This window comes from Escherichia sp. KTE172, from assembly GCF_000408845.1.
In the GTDB taxonomy this organism is placed as follows: domain Bacteria; phylum Pseudomonadota; class Gammaproteobacteria; order Enterobacterales; family Enterobacteriaceae; genus Escherichia; species Escherichia coli.
This window is the reverse complement of the sequence record NZ_KE137316.1, coordinates 2,437,362-2,456,617: the sequence shown is the minus strand read 5'-3', so window position 1 is coordinate 2,456,617 and position 19,256 is coordinate 2,437,362. Positions and strand designations below refer to the sequence as shown.

Genomic DNA, 19,256 nt, shown 5'->3' with positions numbered 1-19,256 from the left:
CCAACGAGCCGGAACATAACCGTAGGCCGGATAGGGCGTTCACGCCGCATCCGGCAGCCGTAAAAAATCCTCTACTGCAGTAACTAACGAGTAGCAAAAACGATGAGTCTGAACCTGGTAAGTGAACAATTGCTAGCGGCGAACGGCCTGAAACATCAGGACTTGTTCGCGATCCTCGGTCAACTGGCCGAACGTCGCCTTGATTATGGCGATCTCTATTTTCAGTCGAGCTATCACGAATCCTGGGTTTTAGAAGACCGCATTATTAAAGATGGTTCTTACAACATCGATCAGGGTGTTGGTGTGCGTGCAATCAGCGGTGAAAAAACCGGATTTGCTTACGCAGACCAAATCAGCCTGCTGGCGCTGGAACAGAGTGCGCAAGCGGCGCGCACCATCGTCCGTGATAGTGGTGATGGCAAAGTACAGACGCTGGGCGCGGTAGAGCATAGCCCGTTGTATACCTCGGTAGATCCGCTGCAAAGCATGAGCCGTGAAGAGAAGCTGGATATCCTGCGTCGCGTCGATAAGGTTGCCCGCGAAGCGGACAAGCGCGTACAAGAAGTGACTGCCAGCCTCAGCGGCGTTTATGAATTAATTCTGGTTGCGGCCACCGACGGCACGCTGGCGGCGGATGTTCGTCCGCTGGTGCGTCTTTCCGTGAGCGTTCTGGTCGAAGAAGATGGCAAACGCGAACGCGGTGCCAGTGGCGGCGGCGGTCGTTTTGGTTATGAGTTCTTCCTTGCCGATCTCGACGGTGAAGTCCGTGCGGATGCATGGGCAAAAGAAGCAGTGCGTATGGCGCTGGTCAATCTTTCTGCCGTTGCTGCACCAGCGGGCACCATGCCGGTAGTACTTGGCGCAGGTTGGCCGGGCGTGCTGTTGCATGAAGCGGTAGGTCACGGTCTGGAAGGCGACTTCAACCGCCGTGGCACTTCAGTATTTAGTGGACAGGTCGGGGAGCTGGTGGCTTCAGAACTGTGTACCGTGGTTGATGACGGTACGATGGTCGATCGCCGTGGTTCGGTGGCGATTGATGACGAAGGTACGCCAGGCCAGTACAACGTGCTGATTGAGAACGGCATCCTGAAAGGCTACATGCAGGATAAACTCAACGCGCGTTTGATGGGGATGACGCCGACTGGCAACGGTCGCCGTGAATCCTACGCTCATCTGCCGATGCCGCGTATGACCAACACCTATATGCTGCCGGGTAAATCGACCCCGCAAGAAATTATTGAATCCGTTGAGTACGGTATCTATGCACCGAACTTTGGTGGCGGTCAGGTGGATATTACATCCGGCAAATTCGTTTTCTCCACTTCAGAAGCGTATCTGATTGAAAACGGTAAAGTAACGAAGCCGGTGAAAGGCGCGACGTTGATTGGTTCCGGTATCGAAACCATGCAGCAGATTTCGATGGTTGGCAACGACCTGAAACTGGATAACGGCGTGGGTGTCTGCGGTAAAGAAGGGCAAAGTTTGCCGGTTGGCGTGGGCCAGCCAACGCTGAAAGTTGATAACCTGACTGTTGGCGGTACCGCGTAATAATTTCAGTATTTTCAGAAGGATAATTAATCCTTTTACGTGCACGAACGGTCCCCTCGCCCCTCTGGGATTAGGGTGAGGGGAACCCGTTGGCACAGGTTTGTACAACGTAACAGTATAATATTAATTACTTCTCTTTCCCGCGCCCGTGCATCTCCTGAAACAATTTACCGACCTCAACAAAATAATCCGTTAGCGAGTTGATCACGACTTGTACCTTCAGCGGCAGCTTATCTTTTTCGGTATATAACGCATAAACCGGGCGTGGATCTGACTGGTAACGTGGCAGCAGGATCTCCAGCTCCCCGCGATTGATCTCGTTGATCACCCACATCAGCGGCACATAGGCGATCCCAGCGCCTGCAGTCAGCCAGCGCACCAGCGTCATCGGATCATTAGTCACAAATCTCCCTTGCGGGATCAGGCGAGTCGAGATCCCTTCCGGTGCGATCAGTTCAAATTCATTGTCGGGTCGCACGCTGTATTCAAGCCATGAATGACTACTTAAATCGGCGGGTTTTTCCGGTATGCCGTATTGTGTGAGATAGCTTTTCGCGGCGCACACCACCATTGGCATCGCGCCCAGACGGCGGGAAAACAGGCTGGAATCCTGCAACGCGCCGACGCGGATCACCACATCCAGACCGTCGGCAATCAGGTCGGGGGCAGGAATTCCGGTAACCAGATTGACGCTCAAACCTGGGTATTCTTTCAGCATTTTTGCTGTCAGCCCGGCGAGAACATTTTGTGCCATAGTTGAAGAACAGCCAATGCGCAGCGTCCCGATGGGGGTGTTATTGAAGGCATACAGTTGCTCATGAACATCCTGCACTTCATGGAGCATCCGACGGCAGCCCTGGTAGTAAATTCTGCCGGCTTCGGTCAGGCCAATGCTGCGTGTGCTACGGTTTAACAGCTTTACCTGCAACTCATCTTCCAGTTTTGACACCGTCTGACTGATGGACGAAACGCTCATCTGTAGCTGTCTGGCGGCGGCGGTAAAAGAGCCAAATTCAACTACTTTGGCAAACACCGACATGCGTTTTAGTCGTTCCATTATTCACTCTGACTTAAAAGTGATTTAGATCACATAATATAGATAACAGCATAACAGTTACGCTAATATATTAAATATCAATCTACAGCAATGTTGCTCTCGCCCGGCTTTCCATGCCCTTCTCTGCGGCGACAGATGCTGAAAATAATAACGCCTGCTCTCTCTATACAACCAAGGTCAACATGAGTCTGTTTCCCGTTATCGTGGTGTTTGGGCTGTCCTTCCCACCGATATTTTTTGAATTGCTTTTATCACTGGCGATTTTCTGGCTGGTGCGCCGGGTACTTGTGCCAACAGGTATCTACGACTTTGTCTGGCATCCGGCGTTGTTCAACACCGCGCTCTATTGCTGCTTGTTTTATTTGATATCGCGACTGTTCGTTTGAGGTTGAAGTGAAAACACTAATAAGAAAATTCTCCCGTACGGCCATCACGGTCGTATTAGTCATTCTGGCCTTCATCGCAATTTTTAATGCCTGGGTCTATTACACCGAATCCCCGTGGACGCGTGACGCGCGCTTTAGCGCTGACGTCGTTGCGATCGCGCCGGACGTTTCTGGACTTATCACCCAGGTGAATGTTCATGATAACCAGCTGGTGAAAAAAGGACAGGTACTGTTCACCATCGACCAGCCGCGCTATCAAAAGGCGCTTGAGGAAGCGCAAGCCGATGTTGCTTATTATCAGGTACTGGCACAGGAGAAACGCCAGGAGGCCGGACGTCGTAACCGTCTCGGTGTGCAGGCGATGTCTCGCGAAGAGATCGATCAGGCCAACAACGTACTACAAACGGTTCTGCATCAGTTAGCGAAAGCGCAGGCGACCCGCGATCTGGCAAAACTGGATCTTGAACGCACGGTGATCCGCGCGCCAGCAGATGGCTGGGTGACCAACCTCAACGTCTATACCGGTGAGTTTATTACCCGTGGATCAACGGCGGTTGCGCTGGTGAAACAGAACTCCTTCTATGTACTGGCCTATATGGAAGAAACTAAGCTGGAAGGGGTGCGCCCTGGGTATCGTGCAGAGATCACGCCGCTTGGCAGTAACAAAGTGCTGAAAGGGACTGTTGATAGTGTTGCCGCTGGGGTCACCAACGCCAGCAGCACGAGTGACGACAAAGGGATGGCGACCATCGACTCTAACCTTGAATGGGTGCGTTTGGCGCAACGTGTTCCGGTTCGTATTCGTCTCGACAACCAGCAAGAGAACATCTGGCCTGCGGGCACCACTGCTACAGTGGTGGTCACTGGCAAACAAGATCGCGACGAAAGCCAGGATTCGTTCTTCCGTAAAATGGCCCATCGCCTGCGTGAGTTTGGTTAATCACGATGGGTATTTTCTCCATTGCTAACCAACATATTCGCTTTGCGGTAAAACTGGCGACCGCCATTGTACTGGCGCTGTTTGTTGGCTTTCACTTCCAGCTGGAAACGCCACGCTGGGCAGTACTGACAGCGGCGATTGTTGCCGCCGGTCCGGCCTTTGCTGCGGGAGGTGAACCGTATTCTGGCGCTATTCGCTATCGTGGCTTTTTGCGCATCATCGGCACATTTATTGGCTGTATTGCCGGACTGGTGATCATCATTGCGATGATCCGCGCACCATTATTGATGATTCTGGTGTGCTGTATCTGGGCCGGTTTTTGTACCTGGATATCCTCGCTGGTACGAATAGAAAACTCGTATGCGTGGGGGCTGGCCGGTTATACCGCGCTGATCATTGTGATCACCATTCAGCCGGAACCATTGCTTACGCCGCAGTTTGCCGTCGAACGTTGTAGCGAGATCGTTATCGGTATTGTGTGTGCAATTATGGCGGATTTGCTCTTTTCTCCGCGATCGATCAAACAAGAAGTGGATCGAGAGCTGGAAAGTTTGCTGGTCGCGCAATATCAATTAATGCAACTCTGTATCAAGCATGGCGATGGTGAAGTTGTCGATAAAGCCTGGGGCGATCTGGTGCGACGCACCACGGCGTTACAAGGTATGCGCAGCAACCTGAATATGGAATCTTCCCGCTGGGCGCGGGCCAATCGACGTTTAAAAGCAATCAATACGCTATCGCTGACGCTGATTACCCAATCCTGCGAAACTTATCTTATTCAGAATACGCGCCCGGAATTGATCACTGATACTTTCCGCGAATTTTTTGACACGCCGGTAGAAACCGCGCAGGACGTCCACAAGCAGCTCAAACGCCTACGGAGAGTTATCGCCTGGACCGGGGAACGGGAAACGCCTGTCACCATTTATAGCTGGGTCGCGGCGGCAACGCGTTATCAGCTTCTCAAGCGCGGCGTTATCAGTAACACAAAAATCAACGCCACCGAAGAAGAGATCCTGCAAGGCGAACCGGAAGTCAAAGTAGAGTCAGCCGAACGTCATCATGCGATGGTTAACTTCTGGCGAACCACACTTTCCTGCATTCTGGGGACGCTTTTCTGGCTGTGGACGGGCTGGACTTCAGGCAGTGGTGCAATGGTGATGATTGCGGTAGTGACGTCACTGGCAATGCGTTTGCCGAATCCACGCATGGTGGCGATCGACTTTATCTATGGGACGCTGGCGGCGCTGCCGTTAGGGCTGCTCTACTTTTTGGTGATTATCCCTAATACCCAACAAAGCATGTTATTGCTGTGTATTAGCCTGGCAGTGCTGGGATTTTTCCTCGGTATAGAAGTACAGAAACGGCGACTGGGCTCGATGGGGGCGCTGGCCAGCACCATAAATATTATCGTGCTGGATAATCCGATGACTTTCCATTTCAGTCAGTTTCTCGACAGCGCATTAGGGCAAATCGTCGGCTGTGTGCTCGCGTTCACCGTTATTTTGCTGGTGCGGGATAAATCGCGCGACAGGACTGGACGTGTACTGCTTAATCAGTTTGTTTCTGCTGCTGTTTCCGCGATGACTACCAATGTGGCACGTCGTAAAGAGAACCACCTCCCGGCACTTTATCAGCAGCTGTTTTTGCTGATGAATAAGTTCCCAGGGGATTTGCCGAAATTTCGCCTGGCGCTGACGATGATTATCGCGCACCAGCGCCTGCGTGATGCGCCGATCCCGGTTAACGAGGATTTATCGGCGTTTCACCGACAAATGCGCCGCACAGCAGACCATGTGATATCTGCCCGTAGCGATGATAAACGTCGTCGGTACTTTGGCCAGTTGCTGGAAGAACTTGAAATCTACCAGGAAAAGCTACGCATCTGGCAAGCGCCACCACAGGTGACGGAACCGGTTCATCGGCTGGCGGGGATGCTCCATAAGTATCAACATGCGTTGACCGATAGTTAAGTCAAAACCGACGCCAAAAGCGTCGGTTTTTTCATGGCTATACTTAGCGATGAACGGCAGAACTCGCCGCGAAACGTGACGGTGGCAACAGATGAATATTTATACCTTTGATTTTGATGAGATTGAGAGTCAGGAGGATTTTTATCGCGACTTCAGCCAAGCCTTTGGTCTGGCGAAAGATAAGGTACGCGATCTCGACTCATTATGGGATGTGTTAATGAACGATGTCCTGCCGCTACCACTTGAGATTGAATTTGTTCATCTGGGAGAGAAAACGCGTCGCCGTTTTGGCGCGTTAATATTGCTGTTTGATGAGGCAGAGGAAGAGTTGGAAGGGCATTTGCGTTTTAATGTTCGTCATTAGCGCAAAAAAAAGCCCCCGAACCGGGGGCAATATCGTCGGACAAGACGATGAGGGTTTATTTGTACAGTTCAGCCGTAGCGTGCCAGGTGTCACCGCTACGAGCTTCCGTAATCTGGTAGGCCGTTGCGCCTTTCTCTTCTGCTTTTTTGTTCAGCATTTCACGCATATCCATTGGCGAAGACGCCACACCACTTACGGATACGGTCCCGATTGCTTCACGATTTTGTGCTTGTGCAGCATCAATGGAGTCGGCAGCGAATGCACCGAAAGATAGAACAGAAAGTACGCTTAATGCAGCAACAGTGGTTTTGATTTTCATGATTTTTACCTCGACATAATCTTTTAGCTGGGCCTTTGTTTCGTGACCCATATCACAAAATCAAGTATACACTAATTATTGAACTAATTAATACCACGCTAACTGTTTCAGTTGATACTAAGTGTTAAAAATGTGAGTTTTAATAACAAAAAAGAATTAAAAACACGGTTATTTATTATTAATTCTATTGTTTTCAATTAGATAATGAATTTTGCATAATGTGCTTTTTTTACCGTATGTATTCATTGTGTGAATGACATGTCGCAGTAAAACGCACTATTCGTTAAATTAATCGCAGAGGAAAGCAGGGGGTTGAGAGGGATAAGCAACATTTTCCCCGCCGCCAGAAGCGACGGGGCAGAGATTAAAGCTCCTGGTCGAACAGCTCTAAAATCGCTTCGTACAGGTCTTTGACGGTGAAACCGTTAGCAGGGGTAGTAAAGATGGTGTCATCGCCAGCGATGGTGCCCAGAATACCTTCTGCTTTGCCCAGTGAGTCCAGCAGGCGAGCAATTAACTGCGCCGCGCCAGGGCTGGTATGAATCACGACAACTGCATCGTTGTAGTCGATATCCAGCACCAGATTTTTCAATGGACTGGAGGTGGTTGGTACACCCAGTTCAGCTGGCAGGCAGTAAACCATTTCCATTTTGGCATTGCGTGTACGTACAGCACCAAACTTGGTCAACATCCGCGAGACTTTAGACTGATTAATATTGTCAAAGCCTTGCTCCTGCAACGCGGCGACGATTTCGCCCTGGGAGCTAAATTTCTCTTCTTTAAGTAATGCTTTAAATGCTTTAACTAGTTCTTCTTGCTTAGCCGAGCTTCGCATAAGTCACCCGATATGGTGGTTGATACAACATTATTGTGCATACAGATGAATTTTTATGCAAACAGTCAGCCCTGAAGAAGGCTGAAATAATGTTATGAAAGAGCGGGATTTTATCAAATTTCGTTATTGAGAAACATGCCTGCGTCACGGCATGCAAATTCTGCTTAAAAGTAAATTAATTGTTATCAAATTGATGTTGTTTTGGCTGAACGGTAGGGTATATTGTCACCACCTGTTGGAATGTTGCGCTAATGCATAAGCGACTGTTAATTACGTAAGTTAGGTTCCTGATTACGGCAATTAAATGCATAAACGCTAAACTTGCGTGACTACACATTCTTGAGATGTGGTCATTGTAAACGGCAATTTTGTGGATTAAGGTCGCGGCAGCGGAGCAACATATCTTAGTTTATCAATATAATAAGGAGTTTAGGATGAAAGTCGCAGTCCTCGGCGCTGCTGGCGGTATTGGCCAGGCGCTTGCACTACTGTTAAAAACCCAACTGCCTTCAGGTTCAGAACTCTCTCTGTATGATATCGCTCCAGTGACTCCCGGTGTGGCTGTCGATCTGAGCCATATCCCTACTGCTGTGAAAATCAAAGGTTTTTCTGGTGAAGATGCGACTCCGGCGCTGGAAGGCGCAAATGTCGTTCTTATCTCTGCAGGTGTAGCGCGTAAACCGGGTATGGATCGTTCCGACCTGTTTAACGTTAACGCCGGCATCGTGAAAAACCTGGTACAGCAAGTTGCGAAAACCTGCCCGAAAGCGTGCATTGGTATTATCACTAACCCGGTTAACACCACAGTTGCGATTGCTGCTGAAGTGCTGAAAAAAGCCGGTGTTTATGACAAAAACAAACTGTTCGGCGTTACCACGCTGGATATCATTCGTTCCAACACCTTTGTTGCGGAACTGAAAGGCAAACAGCCAGGCGAAGTTGAAGTGCCGGTTATTGGCGGTCACTCTGGTGTTACCATTCTGCCGCTGCTGTCACAGGTTCCTGGCGTTAGCTTTACCGAGCAGGAAGTGGCTGATCTGACCAAACGTATCCAGAACGCGGGTACTGAGGTGGTTGAAGCGAAAGCCGGTGGCGGGTCTGCAACCCTGTCTATGGGCCAGGCAGCTGCACGTTTTGGTCTGTCTCTGGTACGCGCACTGCAGGGCGAACAAGGCGTTGTCGAATGTGCCTACGTTGAAGGCGACGGTCAGTACGCCCGTTTCTTCTCTCAACCGCTGCTGCTGGGTAAAAACGGCGTGGAAGAGCGTAAATCTATCGGCACTCTGAGCGCATTTGAAAAGAACGCGCTGGAAGGTATGCTGGATACGCTGAAGAAAGATATCGCTCTGGGCGAAGAGTTCGTTAATAAGTAATTGATTAGCGGATAATAAAAAACCGGAGCGCAGACTCCGGTTTTTTGTTGTGCACAGAAAACCCCCAGCTAGGCTGGGGGTTCCGGAAAGCTTTCAGCTTTAAGCCAGTTATTAAAACCCCTTTTGATTTGTTAAAACACCTTGCGGTCTGGCAACTGCAAGTGTCAAACAAGAAATCAAAAGGGGGTCCCAATGGGGAACGAAAAGAGCTTAGCGCACACCCGATGGAACTGTAAATATCACATAGTATTTGCGCCAAAATACCGAAGACAGGTGTTCTACAGAGAGAAGCGTAGAGCAATAGGCAGTATTTTGAGAAAGCTGTGTGAGTGGAAAAGTGTACGGATTCTGGAAGCTGAATGCTGTGCAGATCATATCCATATGCTTGTGGAGATCCCGCCCAAAATGAGCGTATCCGGCTTTATGGGATATCTGAAAGGGAAAAGCAGTCTGATGCTTTACGAGCAGTTTGGTGATTTGAAATTCAAATACAGGAACAGGGAGTTCTGGTGCAGAGGGTACTACGTCGATACGGTGGGTAAGAACACGGCGAAGATACAGGATTACATAAAGCACCAGCTTGAAGAGGATAAAATGGGAGAGCAGTTATCGATTCCCTATCCGGGCAGCCCGTTTACGGGCCGTAAGTAACGAAGTTGGATGCAAATGTCAGATCGTGTGCGCCTGTTAGGGCGCGGCTGGTAAGAGAGCCTTATAGGCGCATTTGAAAAACCTCCGGCTATGCCGGAGGATATTTATTTTGAGCGCACGACTTAATTGGTTGCCGGATATTCCTGAATGGTGACCTGCAGCGTTAACTGCTTATCATCACGCATCACGACAACCGGGATCACCGAACCAGGGCGAATTTCCGCCACCTGATCCATCGTCTCCAGAGCAGAGATGGCCGGTTTGTTATCCACCGAAATAATCAAATCATTGACCTGAATACCCGCATTCGCCGCCGGGCCGTCAGGTGACACTTCATTAACCACGATCCCTTGCAGTTGATCTATACCACCGCCCTGCGCGTGCAGTGGTGCGATCTCACGTCCGCCGATACCAATGTAGCCGCGGATCACGCGACCATCGCGGATCAGTTTATCCATAATTTTGGTTGCTAACTGGAAAGGAATCGCAAAGCCGATACCTTCCGGCGTTTCGCCATCGTTACTCTTATCAAACGACAGCGTGTTAATGCCCATCAGTTCGCCCAGCGAGTTCACCAGCGCGCCGCCAGAGTTACCGTGGTTAATGGAAGCATCAGTTTGCAGGAAGTTTTGCCGCCCGGTTGGGTTCAGACCAATTCGACCCGTGGCACTAATAATCCCCTGGGTAATGGTCTGCCCGAGGTTGTACGGGTTACCGATCGCCAGTACCACGTCGCCAATGTGCGGTACGCGACGTGCATTGATTGGAATAGTAGGTAAACCGCCAGTGGCATTAATTTTAAGTACCGCCAGATCGGTTAGAGAGTCAGATCCCACCAGCAATGCTTCAAATACACGTCCATCCTGTAAGGCGACGATGATCTGATCGGCGTCGTTGATGACGTGTTTATTGGTGATGATATAACCGCGTTGATCCATGATTACACCGGATCCCAGGGTGCGGATCTCAAGCTGGTTGTGAGAGTTGGTGTTCAAACCTCGGTTGTAAACGTTAACCACCGCTGGCGCGGCGCGGCGAACCGCCAGATTATAGCTGGCAGGCGTCTCATCGGTACTGTCAAATTGCGGAGTGGAAAGCGGGTTAAGGCTGCGCAGCGAAGGCATGGCAACCAGCAGAATAGCGCCGACAATTAATCCAATCGCAACGGAACGTAAGAGCTTCACAAACATGATGGAGGCGTCATTAAAAAAGGGAACGGCAGCAGCATACCACGAGTTAACCGGACATCACACGTCAGCCTGATGCCCGGTTTACGACATTAACGCATCAGCAGATAGATGCTTTCATTGCCGCGTACAATTTGCAGGGCGATAATGGCCGGTTTTGCCGCCAGCACTTTACGCATTTCAGCAATCGAGTTCACCCGATCGCGGTTGACGCCAATGATCACATCGTCTTTTTGCAAGCCAGCCTGAGCAGCTGGGCTTCCTTTGACAACCTCATCGATCTTAATACCTTTGCCGCCATCTTTTAGCTGACCATCGCTCAACGTTGCACCTTCAAGCGCTGGCGTGATCATTTCAGCGCTGGCCGACGAAGAGGTGCTGGTATCGAGCGTCACTTCTACTTCCAGTGGTTTGCCGTTACGCAGCAGGCCAAGCTTCACTTTCGTGCCCGGCTCGGTGGTTGCGATACGAGAGCGCAACTCAGCAAAGCTATTCAGCGGTTTGCCGTTGAGGCTGGTAATAATATCGCCCGCTTTGACGCCCGCTTTTGCCGAGCCAGAACCTGGCAACACTTCGCTGACAAACGCGCCACGCTGCACGTCAAGGTTGAAGGCTTTGGCGATATCGGCACTCATCTCTGTGCCTTTGATGCCTAACAGACCGCGTTTGATTTCACCAAAGTCGATAAGCTGCTGCGCCAGTGTTCGCGCCATATTACTGGGGATGGCAAATCCAATCCCGACGCTCCCGCCACCAGGCGCAAGGATTGCCGTGTTGATGCCAATTAACTCACCGTTAAGATTTAACAGTGCACCGCCGGAGTTACCGCGGTTAATGGAAGCATCTGTCTGGATAAAGTTTTCCAGACCTTCAAGATTCAACCCACTGCGGCCTAATGCTGACACAATGCCAGAGGTGGCGGTTTGCCCAAGGCCAAATGGGTTACCGACCGCCACGGCAAAATCACCGACGCGCAATTTATCGGAGTCGGCAATAGCGATTTGCGTTAATTTGCTCGGGTTTTGAATTTGCAACAGGGCGATATCGCTCTGGTCATCGCTACCAATCAGTTTTGCATCAAACTCGCGCCCATCATTGAGCTGAATACTGATTTTCTGTGCCTGATTAATCACATGGTTGTTGGTCAGCACATAGCCTTTACTGGCGTTGATGATGACACCGGAGCCTAAACCTTCGAAGGGTTGTGCAGGTTGATCCGGTAAATCATCACCAAAAAACTTTTTGAATTCTTCCGGGATTTTCTGTCCCTGACTGGCCGTTCCTTCCACCCGTACGCTCACCACTGCCGGAAGCACTTTTTCCAGCATTGGGGCCAGACTGGGGAGGGGGGCCTGATCGGCAACCTGGCCTGGAATCGACGCAACGGCCTGAAATGACGCCGAGAGAGTTAACCCGACACTTAACGCTAATGCACTCAACAGCTGGGTTTGTTTTTTCATTATTCCTGCTCTCGTACCTGAATGATAAGAAAAGAGATTCAAAACAGTTTGATGTTATTGAATTTTCAGACGGCTAACAATGAGACACCAGATTAAATGATAGTCGGGGAGGGAGAGAAGAGGAGGGCGCAATGGCTGCGCCCGAAAAATAAATTAGTCGCGCTTCGCGCCAGTACGCAGCAGGCCGGACGCGCCTTCAGAATAGTCGCGAGGCATCTGCACCGGTGCCTGATCGTTGCTGGCTTCAGACTCTGCCAGACGATTACGGAACGGGTTTGCTTCAGCAGACAGTTCCGGCAGCAGGCTGCTGGAGCTTTTCGCCATGTGCTGATACAGCTGGCGATAGTCGTGCGCCATGGTATCCAGTAATTCCGCGCTGCGGGCAAAGTGGCTAACCAGCTCTTCGCGATACTCGTCCAGTTCAGCTTTATTCTTTTCCAGTTCGTACTGCAACGCCTGTTGCTGGCGTAGTTTACGATTACCAAAACGCATGGCCACAGCACCAATAATGATGCCGACGACTAACCCAATTAGCGCATATTCCCAGGTCATGAACATCTCCCGTTGTCTTTTGTTTCCGTAGGGTGTTGGCTTCAGGCTCCATGCCTGCGGCTGATTATGCCACTATAACCGTTAATTCCACAGAAGTGGAATCCCGACTGCATATCGCGTAGTGTAGAACGGCCTTTTTTTCGTCAACCGTGAACAACGGCGCACCGATTATTCAAGGAATAACAATAAGATCATGCAAAGCGTTACCCCAACATCGCAATACCTGAAGGCGCTCAATGAAGGCAGCCATCAACCCGACGACGTTCAAAAAGAGGCCGTCAGCCGCCTGGAAATTATTTATCAGGAACTCATCAATAGCACGCCTCCAGCCCCCAGGACGAGTGGGCTAATGGCGCGGGTCGGTAAGCTGTGGGGTAAACGCGAAGACACAAAGCATACGCCAGTGCGTGGCTTATATATGTGGGGCGGTGTAGGACGCGGGAAAACCTGGCTGATGGACCTTTTCTATCAAAGCCTGCCGGGAGAGCGGAAACAGCGTCTGCACTTTCACCGTTTTATGCTGCGGGTGCACGAAGAGCTGACCGAATTACAAGGCCAAAGCGATCCGCTGGAAATTATTGCCGATCGCTTTAAAGCAGAAACTGACGTGCTCTGTTTTGACGAATTTTTTGTTTCTGATATTACCGATGCCATGCTACTTGGCGGTCTGATGAAAGCCCTGTTCGCCCGCGGTATTACCCTGGTAGCGACGTCAAATATTCCGCCGGACGAACTTTATCGAAATGGCCTACAACGTGCGCGTTTTTTGCCTGCAATCGATGCCATTAAACAGCATTGTGATGTAATGAACGTGGACGCTGGTGTTGATTATCGACTGCGTACACTCACTCAGGCGCATCTGTGGCTTTCGCCCCTCAACGATGAAACCCGGGCGCAAATGGATAAACTATGGTTGGCGCTGGCGGGGGCGAAACGAGAAAATTCACCGACGTTAGAAATCAACCATCGGCCATTGGCGACAATGGGCGTCGAGAACCAGACGCTGGCGGTCTCTTTTACTACGCTGTGCGTCGACGCCCGCAGTCAGCATGACTATATTGCGCTCTCACGCCTCTTTCACACGGTCATGTTGTTTGATGTGCCAGTTATGACGCGGTTGATGGAGAGCGAAGCGCGGCGCTTTATTGCGCTGGTGGATGAGTTTTACGAGCGCCATGTCAAATTAGTGGTGAGTGCAGAAGTGCCGCTATATGACATTTATCAGGGCGAGCGGCTGAAATTTGAGTTCCAGCGTTGCCTGTCACGTCTGCAAGAGATGCAAAGCGAAGAGTATCTGAAGCGCGAGCATTTAGCGGGTTAAAACCTGCCACAAATCACAAAAAGGGGTCGATCTTTGACCCCGACTTCTCTATAATCCTGCGACCCCACGTTACAAGAAAGTTTTTTTCCCAAAACTTTTTGTGTGCTGGCATAGGCTATTCGAAGGGGTAGGTTTGCCGGACTTTGTCGTGTGAACCTCAACAATTGAAGACGTTTGGGTGTTCACCAACGTGTAACTATTTATTGGGTAAGCTTTTAATGAAAACTTTTACAGCTAAACCAGAAACCGTAAAACGCGACTGGTATGTTGTTGACGCGACCGGTAAAACTCTGGGCCGTCTGGCTACTGAACTGGCTCGTCGCCTGCGCGGTAAGCACAAAGCGGAATACACTCCGCACGTAGATACCGGTGATTACATCATCGTTCTGAACGCTGACAAAGTTGCTGTAACCGGCAACAAGCGTACTGACAAAGTGTACTATCACCACACCGGCCACATCGGTGGTATCAAACAAGCGACCTTTGAAGAGATGATTGCTCGCCGTCCTGAGCGTGTGATTGAAATCGCGGTTAAAGGCATGTTGCCAAAAGGCCCGCTGGGTCGTGCTATGTTCCGTAAACTGAAAGTTTACGCGGGTAACGAGCACAACCACGCGGCACAGCAACCGCAAGTTCTTGACATCTAATCGGGATTATAGGCAATGGCTGAAAATCAATACTACGGCACTGGTCGCCGCAAAAGTTCCGCAGCTCGCGTTTTCATCAAACCGGGCAACGGTAAAATCGTAATCAACCAACGTTCTCTGGAACAGTACTTCGGTCGTGAAACTGCCCGCATGGTAGTTCGTCAGCCGCTGGAACTGGTCGACATGGTTGAGAAACTGGACCTGTACATCACCGTTAAAGGTGGTGGTATCTCTGGTCAGGCTGGTGCGATCCGTCACGGTATCACCCGCGCTCTGATGGAATACGACGAGTCCCTGCGTTCTGAACTGCGTAAAGCTGGCTTCGTTACTCGTGACGCTCGTCAGGTTGAACGTAAGAAAGTCGGTCTGCGTAAAGCACGTCGTCGTCCGCAGTTCTCCAAACGTTAATTGGCTTCTGCTCCGGCAGAAAACAATTTGCGAAAAAACCCGCTTCGGCGGGTTTTTTTATGGCTAAATTCTGAATCAGCGTAAAAAATGGAAAGTTGCTTTTTGCTGCCGTCTGACAGACAGGCAAAACAAAAACCACATCGCCAATAAGGGACTAAGTCAACTATTTCAGACTAAAGCGCATCTCTTTTTCCCCATTTCCGGCATCGACTCACCACAAAGGTCGCAAAATCTGGTAAACTATCATCCAATTTTCTGCCCAAATGTCGGGTATTGCTCATTTTTTGTTTGATTTTCGAACAAAGAGAGTCGTTCCTTACTGGGTAACACAACTTCTGACTGGCCACCTGGTGGCTGGTAGCAGTAAAAATTCTGACTATACCTGGAGGTTTTCATGGCTGTCGCTGCCAACAAACGTTCGGTAATGACGCTGTTTTCCGGTCCTACTGACATCTATAGCCATCAGGTCCGCATTGTGCTGGCTGAGAAAGGTGTAAGTTTCGAGATCGAACACGTGGAAAAGGACAATCCGCCTCAGGATCTGATTGACCTCAACCCGAATCAGAGCGTTCCGACCCTGGTGGATCGTGAGCTGACCCTGTGGGAATCTCGCATCATTATGGAATATCTGGATGAGCGTTTCCCGCATCCGCCACTGATGCCTGTTTACCCGGTAGCTCGCGGTGAAAGCCGTCTGTACATGCATCGCATCGAAAAAGACTGGTACACGCTGATGAACACCATCATCAACGGTTCAGCTTCTGAAGCAGATGCCGCACGTAAGCAACTGCGCGAAGAACTGCTGGCGATTGCGCCGGTCTTCGGTCAGAAGCCGTACTTCCTGAGCGATGAGTTCAGCCTGGTCGATTGCTACCTTGCTCCGCTGCTGTGGCGTCTGCCGCAACTGGGTATCGAGTTCAGCGGCCCGGGTGCGAAAGAGCTGAAAGGCTATATGACCCGCGTCTTTGAGCGTGACTCTTTCCTTGCTTCTTTAACTGAAGCTGAACGTGAAATGCGTCTGGGCCGGAGTTAATCTGTATGGATTTGTCACAGCTAACACCACGTCGTCCCTATCTGCTGCGTGCATTCTATGAGTGGTTGCTGGATAACCAGCTCACGCCGCACCTGGTGGTGGATGTGACGCTCCCTGGCGTGCAGGTTCCTATGGAATATGCGCGTGACGGGCAAATCGTACTCAACATTGCGCCGCGTGCTGTCGGCAATCTGGAACTGGCGAATGATGAGGTGCGCTTTAACGCGCGCTTTGGTGGCATTCCGCGTCAGGTTTCTGTGCCGCTGGCTGCCGTGCTGGCTATCTACGCCCGTGAAAATGGCGCAGGCACGATGTTTGAACCTGAAGCTGCCTACGATGAAGATGCCAGCATCATGAATGATGAAGAGGCATCGGCAGACAACGAAACCGTTATGTCGGTTATTGATGGCGACAAGCCAGATCACGATGATGACACTCATCCTGACGATGAACCACCGCAGCCACCACGTGGTGGTCGACCAGCATTACGCGTTGTGAAGTAATACTAAAACAGGCCCTGGCGGCCTGTTTTGTCTTTTTAATGACTTAATAAAATAGCGTGATTGTGGCAATCATATTCACCACGAAACCGACTGCCATGGGGATCGCTGTCCGCTTCACTACCGCAAAAGGCGAAACGCCTGCAATTCCTGACGTAACGACCACCACCGCAGTAATCGGCGAAACAGCGCGCGCTAGCGTCGTGGCAAAATGCATCGGCATAATCATTACAACCGCTGGCACATGTAGTCCGGCTGCGATATTCGGAATAAGACTGGCAAATGACATAAACGGCGCATTGCCTGAGCCCATCACAATGGCACAAATGGCAATGACCAGCGCCATAATAATCATCACGCCAATACCGCCCAGACCAGAATGCTCCGCACCCCTGATAACCGCATCGACAGTGCCAATCGTCGTTAAGCCTTTCGCAAATATTTCACCCGCGACCACCAGCGTTACCACGTTGGCAAACTGCGTACCCATGCCGTCAAAAAACGCCTGCACATCATCCATTGTTTCGCGCAAGTTATGCTTGCGGAAGAACTCAACAAACATCGTCACCGTCAAACTCAGTAACATCACCACCACCAGATGCAGTTCTGACTGCATCAGCCCGACGTGGGCAAGGAACAGCGAGCCGAGCATCAGGATTAACGGCATCACCGGTAAAATGGCGTAATAGAGCGGCGGGACATTATCGAGAGCTTTTTGCTCTGCCTGTTCGTGATTGATATTTTTATCTTTTTTGTCGAAAGCGCGTTGCACGAAAAAGTGGGAGATCGCCACCGAGATAATGACGCAAGAGGCGACCGGAAGCTGGTAGTGGAAGAAGTAAGTGGCAATTTTCATTCCTGCGACCTGGGCAGCAAAAATGGAGTTCGTTTCCAGAATCCCCCACTCAATGGACATGGTGGTTGCGATAACCGCCACCGCAGAGAGACGACTTACTCCCAGACTCACCAGCGTCGGAAATAAGGTGACCATCAGCAACATACCCAGACCGGAGGCGCTGGTAATAAACTGCGCCATGATTTGGCCGATGACGTAAGTTGCCGACAGAATAATATACGGCGAGCGAATGAGTTTTAACGGGCGGCTTAACAAGCTCACCATCGCGCGACTTGCCCCTATGCGCTCCATATAGCGGGCATAACCGCCCACTGCCATAATCGACAGCCCCAATCCAGCAATGCGGTTGGACAGCATGCGCAGGATTTCATTATAAATATCGACGATCAAGTAGCCGCTGCTTTTGGCGGGATCGAGCACACCACCGAACCCTAACCAGACACCGCACATCATCAGGAAGATACCTGCGGCAGCCAGCACCACCTGAGGTTTGTAGTTTTTCAGGATCAAATAGCCCATCGTAATTAATACGATGACAGATATAATTATGCCGAACATTGTTGAACTCCGTGTCAAAAGAAAACGGTCAATCCCATAAACGGCAGATTGAAAACAATGATGTTATATTTTTTGCAAGGTTATTTATGGTGCGGATGTCGTGTTTTTAATTGTAGGTGAGGTGATTTTTCATTAAAAAATATGCGCTTATGATTATTTTGTAAGAACACATTCATAATATTCATAATGCTCGTGAATAGTCTTATAAATAATTCAATCGGGATGTTTTTATCTGCGTTACATTAATTTTTCGCAATAGTTAATTATTCCGTTAATTATGGTAATGATGAGGCACAAAGAGAAAACCCTGCCATTTTCCCCTACTTTCAATCCTGTGATAGGATGTCACTGATGATGTTAATCACACTGACCTTACAGAATGGGCCTTATGAACGCATTTGATTCGCAAACCGAAGATTCTTCACCTGCAATTGGTCGCAACTTGCGTAGCCGCCCGCTGGCGCGTAAAAAACTCTCCGAAATGGTGGAAGAAGAGCTGGAACAGATGATCCGCCGTCGTGAATTTGGCGAAGGTGAACAATTACCGTCTGAACGCGAACTGATGGCGTTCTTTAATGTCGGGCGTCCTTCGGTGCGTGAAGCGCTGGCAGCGTTAAAACGTAAAGGTCTGGTGCAAATAAACAACGGCGAACGCGCTCGCGTCTCACGTCCTTCTGCGGACACCATCATCGGCGAGCTTTCCGGCATGGCGAAAGATTTCCTTTCTCATCCTGGTGGGATTGCCCATTTCGAACAATTACGTCTGTTCTTTGAATCCAGCCTGGTGCGCTATGCGGCTGAACACGCCACCGATGAGCAAATCGATTTGCTGGCAAAAGCACTGGAAATCAACAGTCAGTCGCTGGATAACAACGCGGCATTCATTCGTTCAGACGTTGATTTCCACCGCGTGCTGGCGGAGATCCCCGGTAACCCAATCTTCATGGCGATCCACGTTGCCTTGCTCGACTGGCTGATCGCCGCACGTCCAACCGTGGCTGATCAGGCTCTGCACGAGCATAACAACGTTAGCTATCAACAGCATATTGCGATCGTTGACGCGATCCGCCGCCATGATCCCGATGAAGCCGATCGCGCGTTGCAATCGCATCTCAACAGCGTCTCTGCTACCTGGCATGCCTTCGGTCAGAGCACCAACAAAAAGAAATAATGCCACTTTAGTGAAGCAGATCGCATTATAAGCTTTCTGTATGGGGTGTTGCTTAATTGATCTGGTATAACAGGTATAAAGGTATATCGTTTTATCAGACAAGCATCACTTCAGAGG

The 19,256-nt window shown here is 50.3% G+C and carries 20 protein-coding genes; 13 read left to right on the top strand and 7 right to left on the bottom strand.

Annotated elements, in window-relative coordinates; translation table 11 throughout:
• Nucleotides 1-102 precede the first annotated feature (102 nt).
• Nucleotides 103-1,548: a metalloprotease TldD gene (gene tldD, locus G434_RS12135; protein WP_000055909.1), complete on the top strand. Its 1,446-nt coding sequence runs from the start codon at nt 103-105 to the stop codon at nt 1,546-1,548.
• A gap of 127 nt (nt 1,549-1,675) precedes the next feature.
• On the opposite strand, the gene aaeR is transcribed toward tldD, so the two are convergent.
• Complete coding sequence (gene aaeR / locus G434_RS12140; protein WP_000440317.1) at nt 1,676-2,605, bottom strand: HTH-type transcriptional activator AaeR; 930 nt, start codon at nt 2,603-2,605, stop codon at nt 1,676-1,678.
• A gap of 182 nt (nt 2,606-2,787) precedes the next feature.
• Between aaeR and aaeX the strand changes: the two genes are divergently transcribed.
• The 4 genes from aaeX to G434_RS12160 all read left to right on the top strand — a co-directional run bounded on the left by aaeX (nt 2,788) and on the right by G434_RS12160 (nt 6,268).
• Nucleotides 2,788-2,991 (top strand): p-hydroxybenzoic acid efflux pump operon protein AaeX, encoded by a 204-nt coding sequence (aaeX, locus tag G434_RS12145; protein ID WP_000051841.1) that lies wholly within the window; start codon nt 2,788-2,790, stop codon nt 2,989-2,991.
• A gap of 7 nt (nt 2,992-2,998) precedes the next feature.
• Complete coding sequence (gene aaeA, locus G434_RS12150) at nt 2,999-3,931, top strand: p-hydroxybenzoic acid efflux pump subunit AaeA (protein WP_000854035.1); 933 nt, start codon at nt 2,999-3,001, stop codon at nt 3,929-3,931.
• Between the two features lie 5 nt (nt 3,932-3,936).
• Nucleotides 3,937-5,904, top strand: coding sequence for a p-hydroxybenzoic acid efflux pump subunit AaeB (gene aaeB, locus G434_RS12155; protein ID WP_000510962.1), 1,968 nt, complete (start codon nt 3,937-3,939; stop codon nt 5,902-5,904).
• A 91-nt stretch (nt 5,905-5,995) separates the two neighbouring features.
• Entirely contained in the window at nt 5,996-6,268 is a 273-nt protein-coding gene (locus G434_RS12160; protein ID WP_001029005.1) for a barstar family protein, read from the top strand.
• A gap of 55 nt (nt 6,269-6,323) precedes the next feature.
• On the opposite strand, the gene yhcN is transcribed toward G434_RS12160, so the two are convergent.
• Together yhcN and argR are read right to left on the bottom strand one after the other, a co-directional pair.
• A complete protein-coding gene (yhcN, locus tag G434_RS12165) occupies nt 6,324-6,587 on the bottom strand; it encodes a peroxide/acid stress response protein YhcN (RefSeq protein ID WP_000695690.1) in 264 nt (87 codons plus the stop codon).
• A 364-nt stretch (nt 6,588-6,951) separates the two neighbouring features.
• Nucleotides 6,952-7,422, bottom strand: coding sequence for a transcriptional regulator ArgR (gene argR / locus G434_RS12170; protein WP_001257846.1), 471 nt, complete (start codon nt 7,420-7,422; stop codon nt 6,952-6,954).
• 434 nt (nt 7,423-7,856) lie between these two features.
• On the opposite strand from argR, the gene mdh reads away from it, so the two are divergent.
• Together mdh and tnpA are read left to right on the top strand one after the other, a co-directional pair.
• Nucleotides 7,857-8,795, top strand: a complete 939-nt coding sequence (gene mdh / locus G434_RS12175) for a malate dehydrogenase (protein WP_001309792.1) — start codon at nt 7,857-7,859, stop codon at nt 8,793-8,795.
• Nucleotides 8,796-8,987: 192 nt separating this feature from the next.
• A complete protein-coding gene (tnpA, locus tag G434_RS12180; RefSeq protein WP_000526135.1) occupies nt 8,988-9,446 on the top strand; it encodes an IS200/IS605-like element IS200C family transposase in 459 nt (152 codons plus the stop codon).
• Nucleotides 9,447-9,568: 122 nt separating this feature from the next.
• On the opposite strand, the gene degS is transcribed toward tnpA, so the two are convergent.
• The 3 genes from degS to zapG all read right to left on the bottom strand — a co-directional run bounded on the left by degS (nt 9,569) and on the right by zapG (nt 12,645).
• A complete protein-coding gene (gene degS / locus G434_RS12185) occupies nt 9,569-10,636 on the bottom strand; it encodes an outer membrane-stress sensor serine endopeptidase DegS (protein WP_000497723.1) in 1,068 nt (355 codons plus the stop codon).
• A gap of 89 nt (nt 10,637-10,725) precedes the next feature.
• Nucleotides 10,726-12,093 (bottom strand): serine endoprotease DegQ, encoded by a 1,368-nt coding sequence (gene degQ / locus G434_RS12190; RefSeq protein WP_001295271.1) that lies wholly within the window; start codon nt 12,091-12,093, stop codon nt 10,726-10,728.
• Between the two features lie 153 nt (nt 12,094-12,246).
• Nucleotides 12,247-12,645 (bottom strand): Z-ring associated protein ZapG, encoded by a 399-nt coding sequence (gene zapG / locus G434_RS12195; RefSeq protein WP_001295270.1) that lies wholly within the window; start codon nt 12,643-12,645, stop codon nt 12,247-12,249.
• Nucleotides 12,646-12,838: 193 nt separating this feature from the next.
• Between zapG and zapE the strand changes: the two genes are divergently transcribed.
• The 5 genes from zapE (at nt 12,839) to sspB (ending at nt 16,557) form a co-directional block, all read left to right on the top strand.
• Nucleotides 12,839-13,966: a cell division protein ZapE gene (gene zapE, locus G434_RS12200; RefSeq protein WP_001192347.1), complete on the top strand. Its 1,128-nt coding sequence runs from the start codon at nt 12,839-12,841 to the stop codon at nt 13,964-13,966.
• A 218-nt stretch (nt 13,967-14,184) separates the two neighbouring features.
• Nucleotides 14,185-14,613 (top strand): 50S ribosomal protein L13, encoded by a 429-nt coding sequence (rplM, locus tag G434_RS12205; protein ID WP_000847559.1) that lies wholly within the window; start codon nt 14,185-14,187, stop codon nt 14,611-14,613.
• 15 nt (nt 14,614-14,628) lie between these two features.
• Nucleotides 14,629-15,021, top strand: coding sequence for a 30S ribosomal protein S9 (gene rpsI, locus G434_RS12210; protein WP_000829818.1), 393 nt, complete (start codon nt 14,629-14,631; stop codon nt 15,019-15,021).
• Between the two features lie 394 nt (nt 15,022-15,415).
• Entirely contained in the window at nt 15,416-16,054 is a 639-nt protein-coding gene (gene sspA / locus G434_RS12215) for a stringent starvation protein SspA (protein ID WP_000257293.1), read from the top strand.
• Nucleotides 16,055-16,059: 5 nt separating this feature from the next.
• Complete coding sequence (gene sspB, locus G434_RS12220) at nt 16,060-16,557, top strand: ClpXP protease specificity-enhancing factor (RefSeq protein WP_000366126.1); 498 nt, start codon at nt 16,060-16,062, stop codon at nt 16,555-16,557.
• 43 nt (nt 16,558-16,600) lie between these two features.
• Here the strand turns inward: sspB and dcuC are convergent, their stop codons facing one another.
• On the bottom strand, nt 16,601-17,968 hold the full coding sequence (dcuC, locus tag G434_RS12225; RefSeq protein WP_000466989.1) for an anaerobic C4-dicarboxylate transporter DcuC: 1,368 nt from the start codon (nt 17,966-17,968) through the stop codon (nt 16,601-16,603).
• A gap of 379 nt (nt 17,969-18,347) precedes the next feature.
• Between dcuC and nanR the strand changes: the two genes are divergently transcribed.
• The gene (nanR, locus tag G434_RS12230) at nt 18,348-19,139 is read left to right on the top strand and encodes a transcriptional regulator NanR (protein ID WP_000523843.1); all 792 of its coding nucleotides are present in this window, start codon (nt 18,348-18,350) and stop codon (nt 19,137-19,139) included.
• Nucleotides 19,140-19,256: the final 117 nt, after the last annotated feature.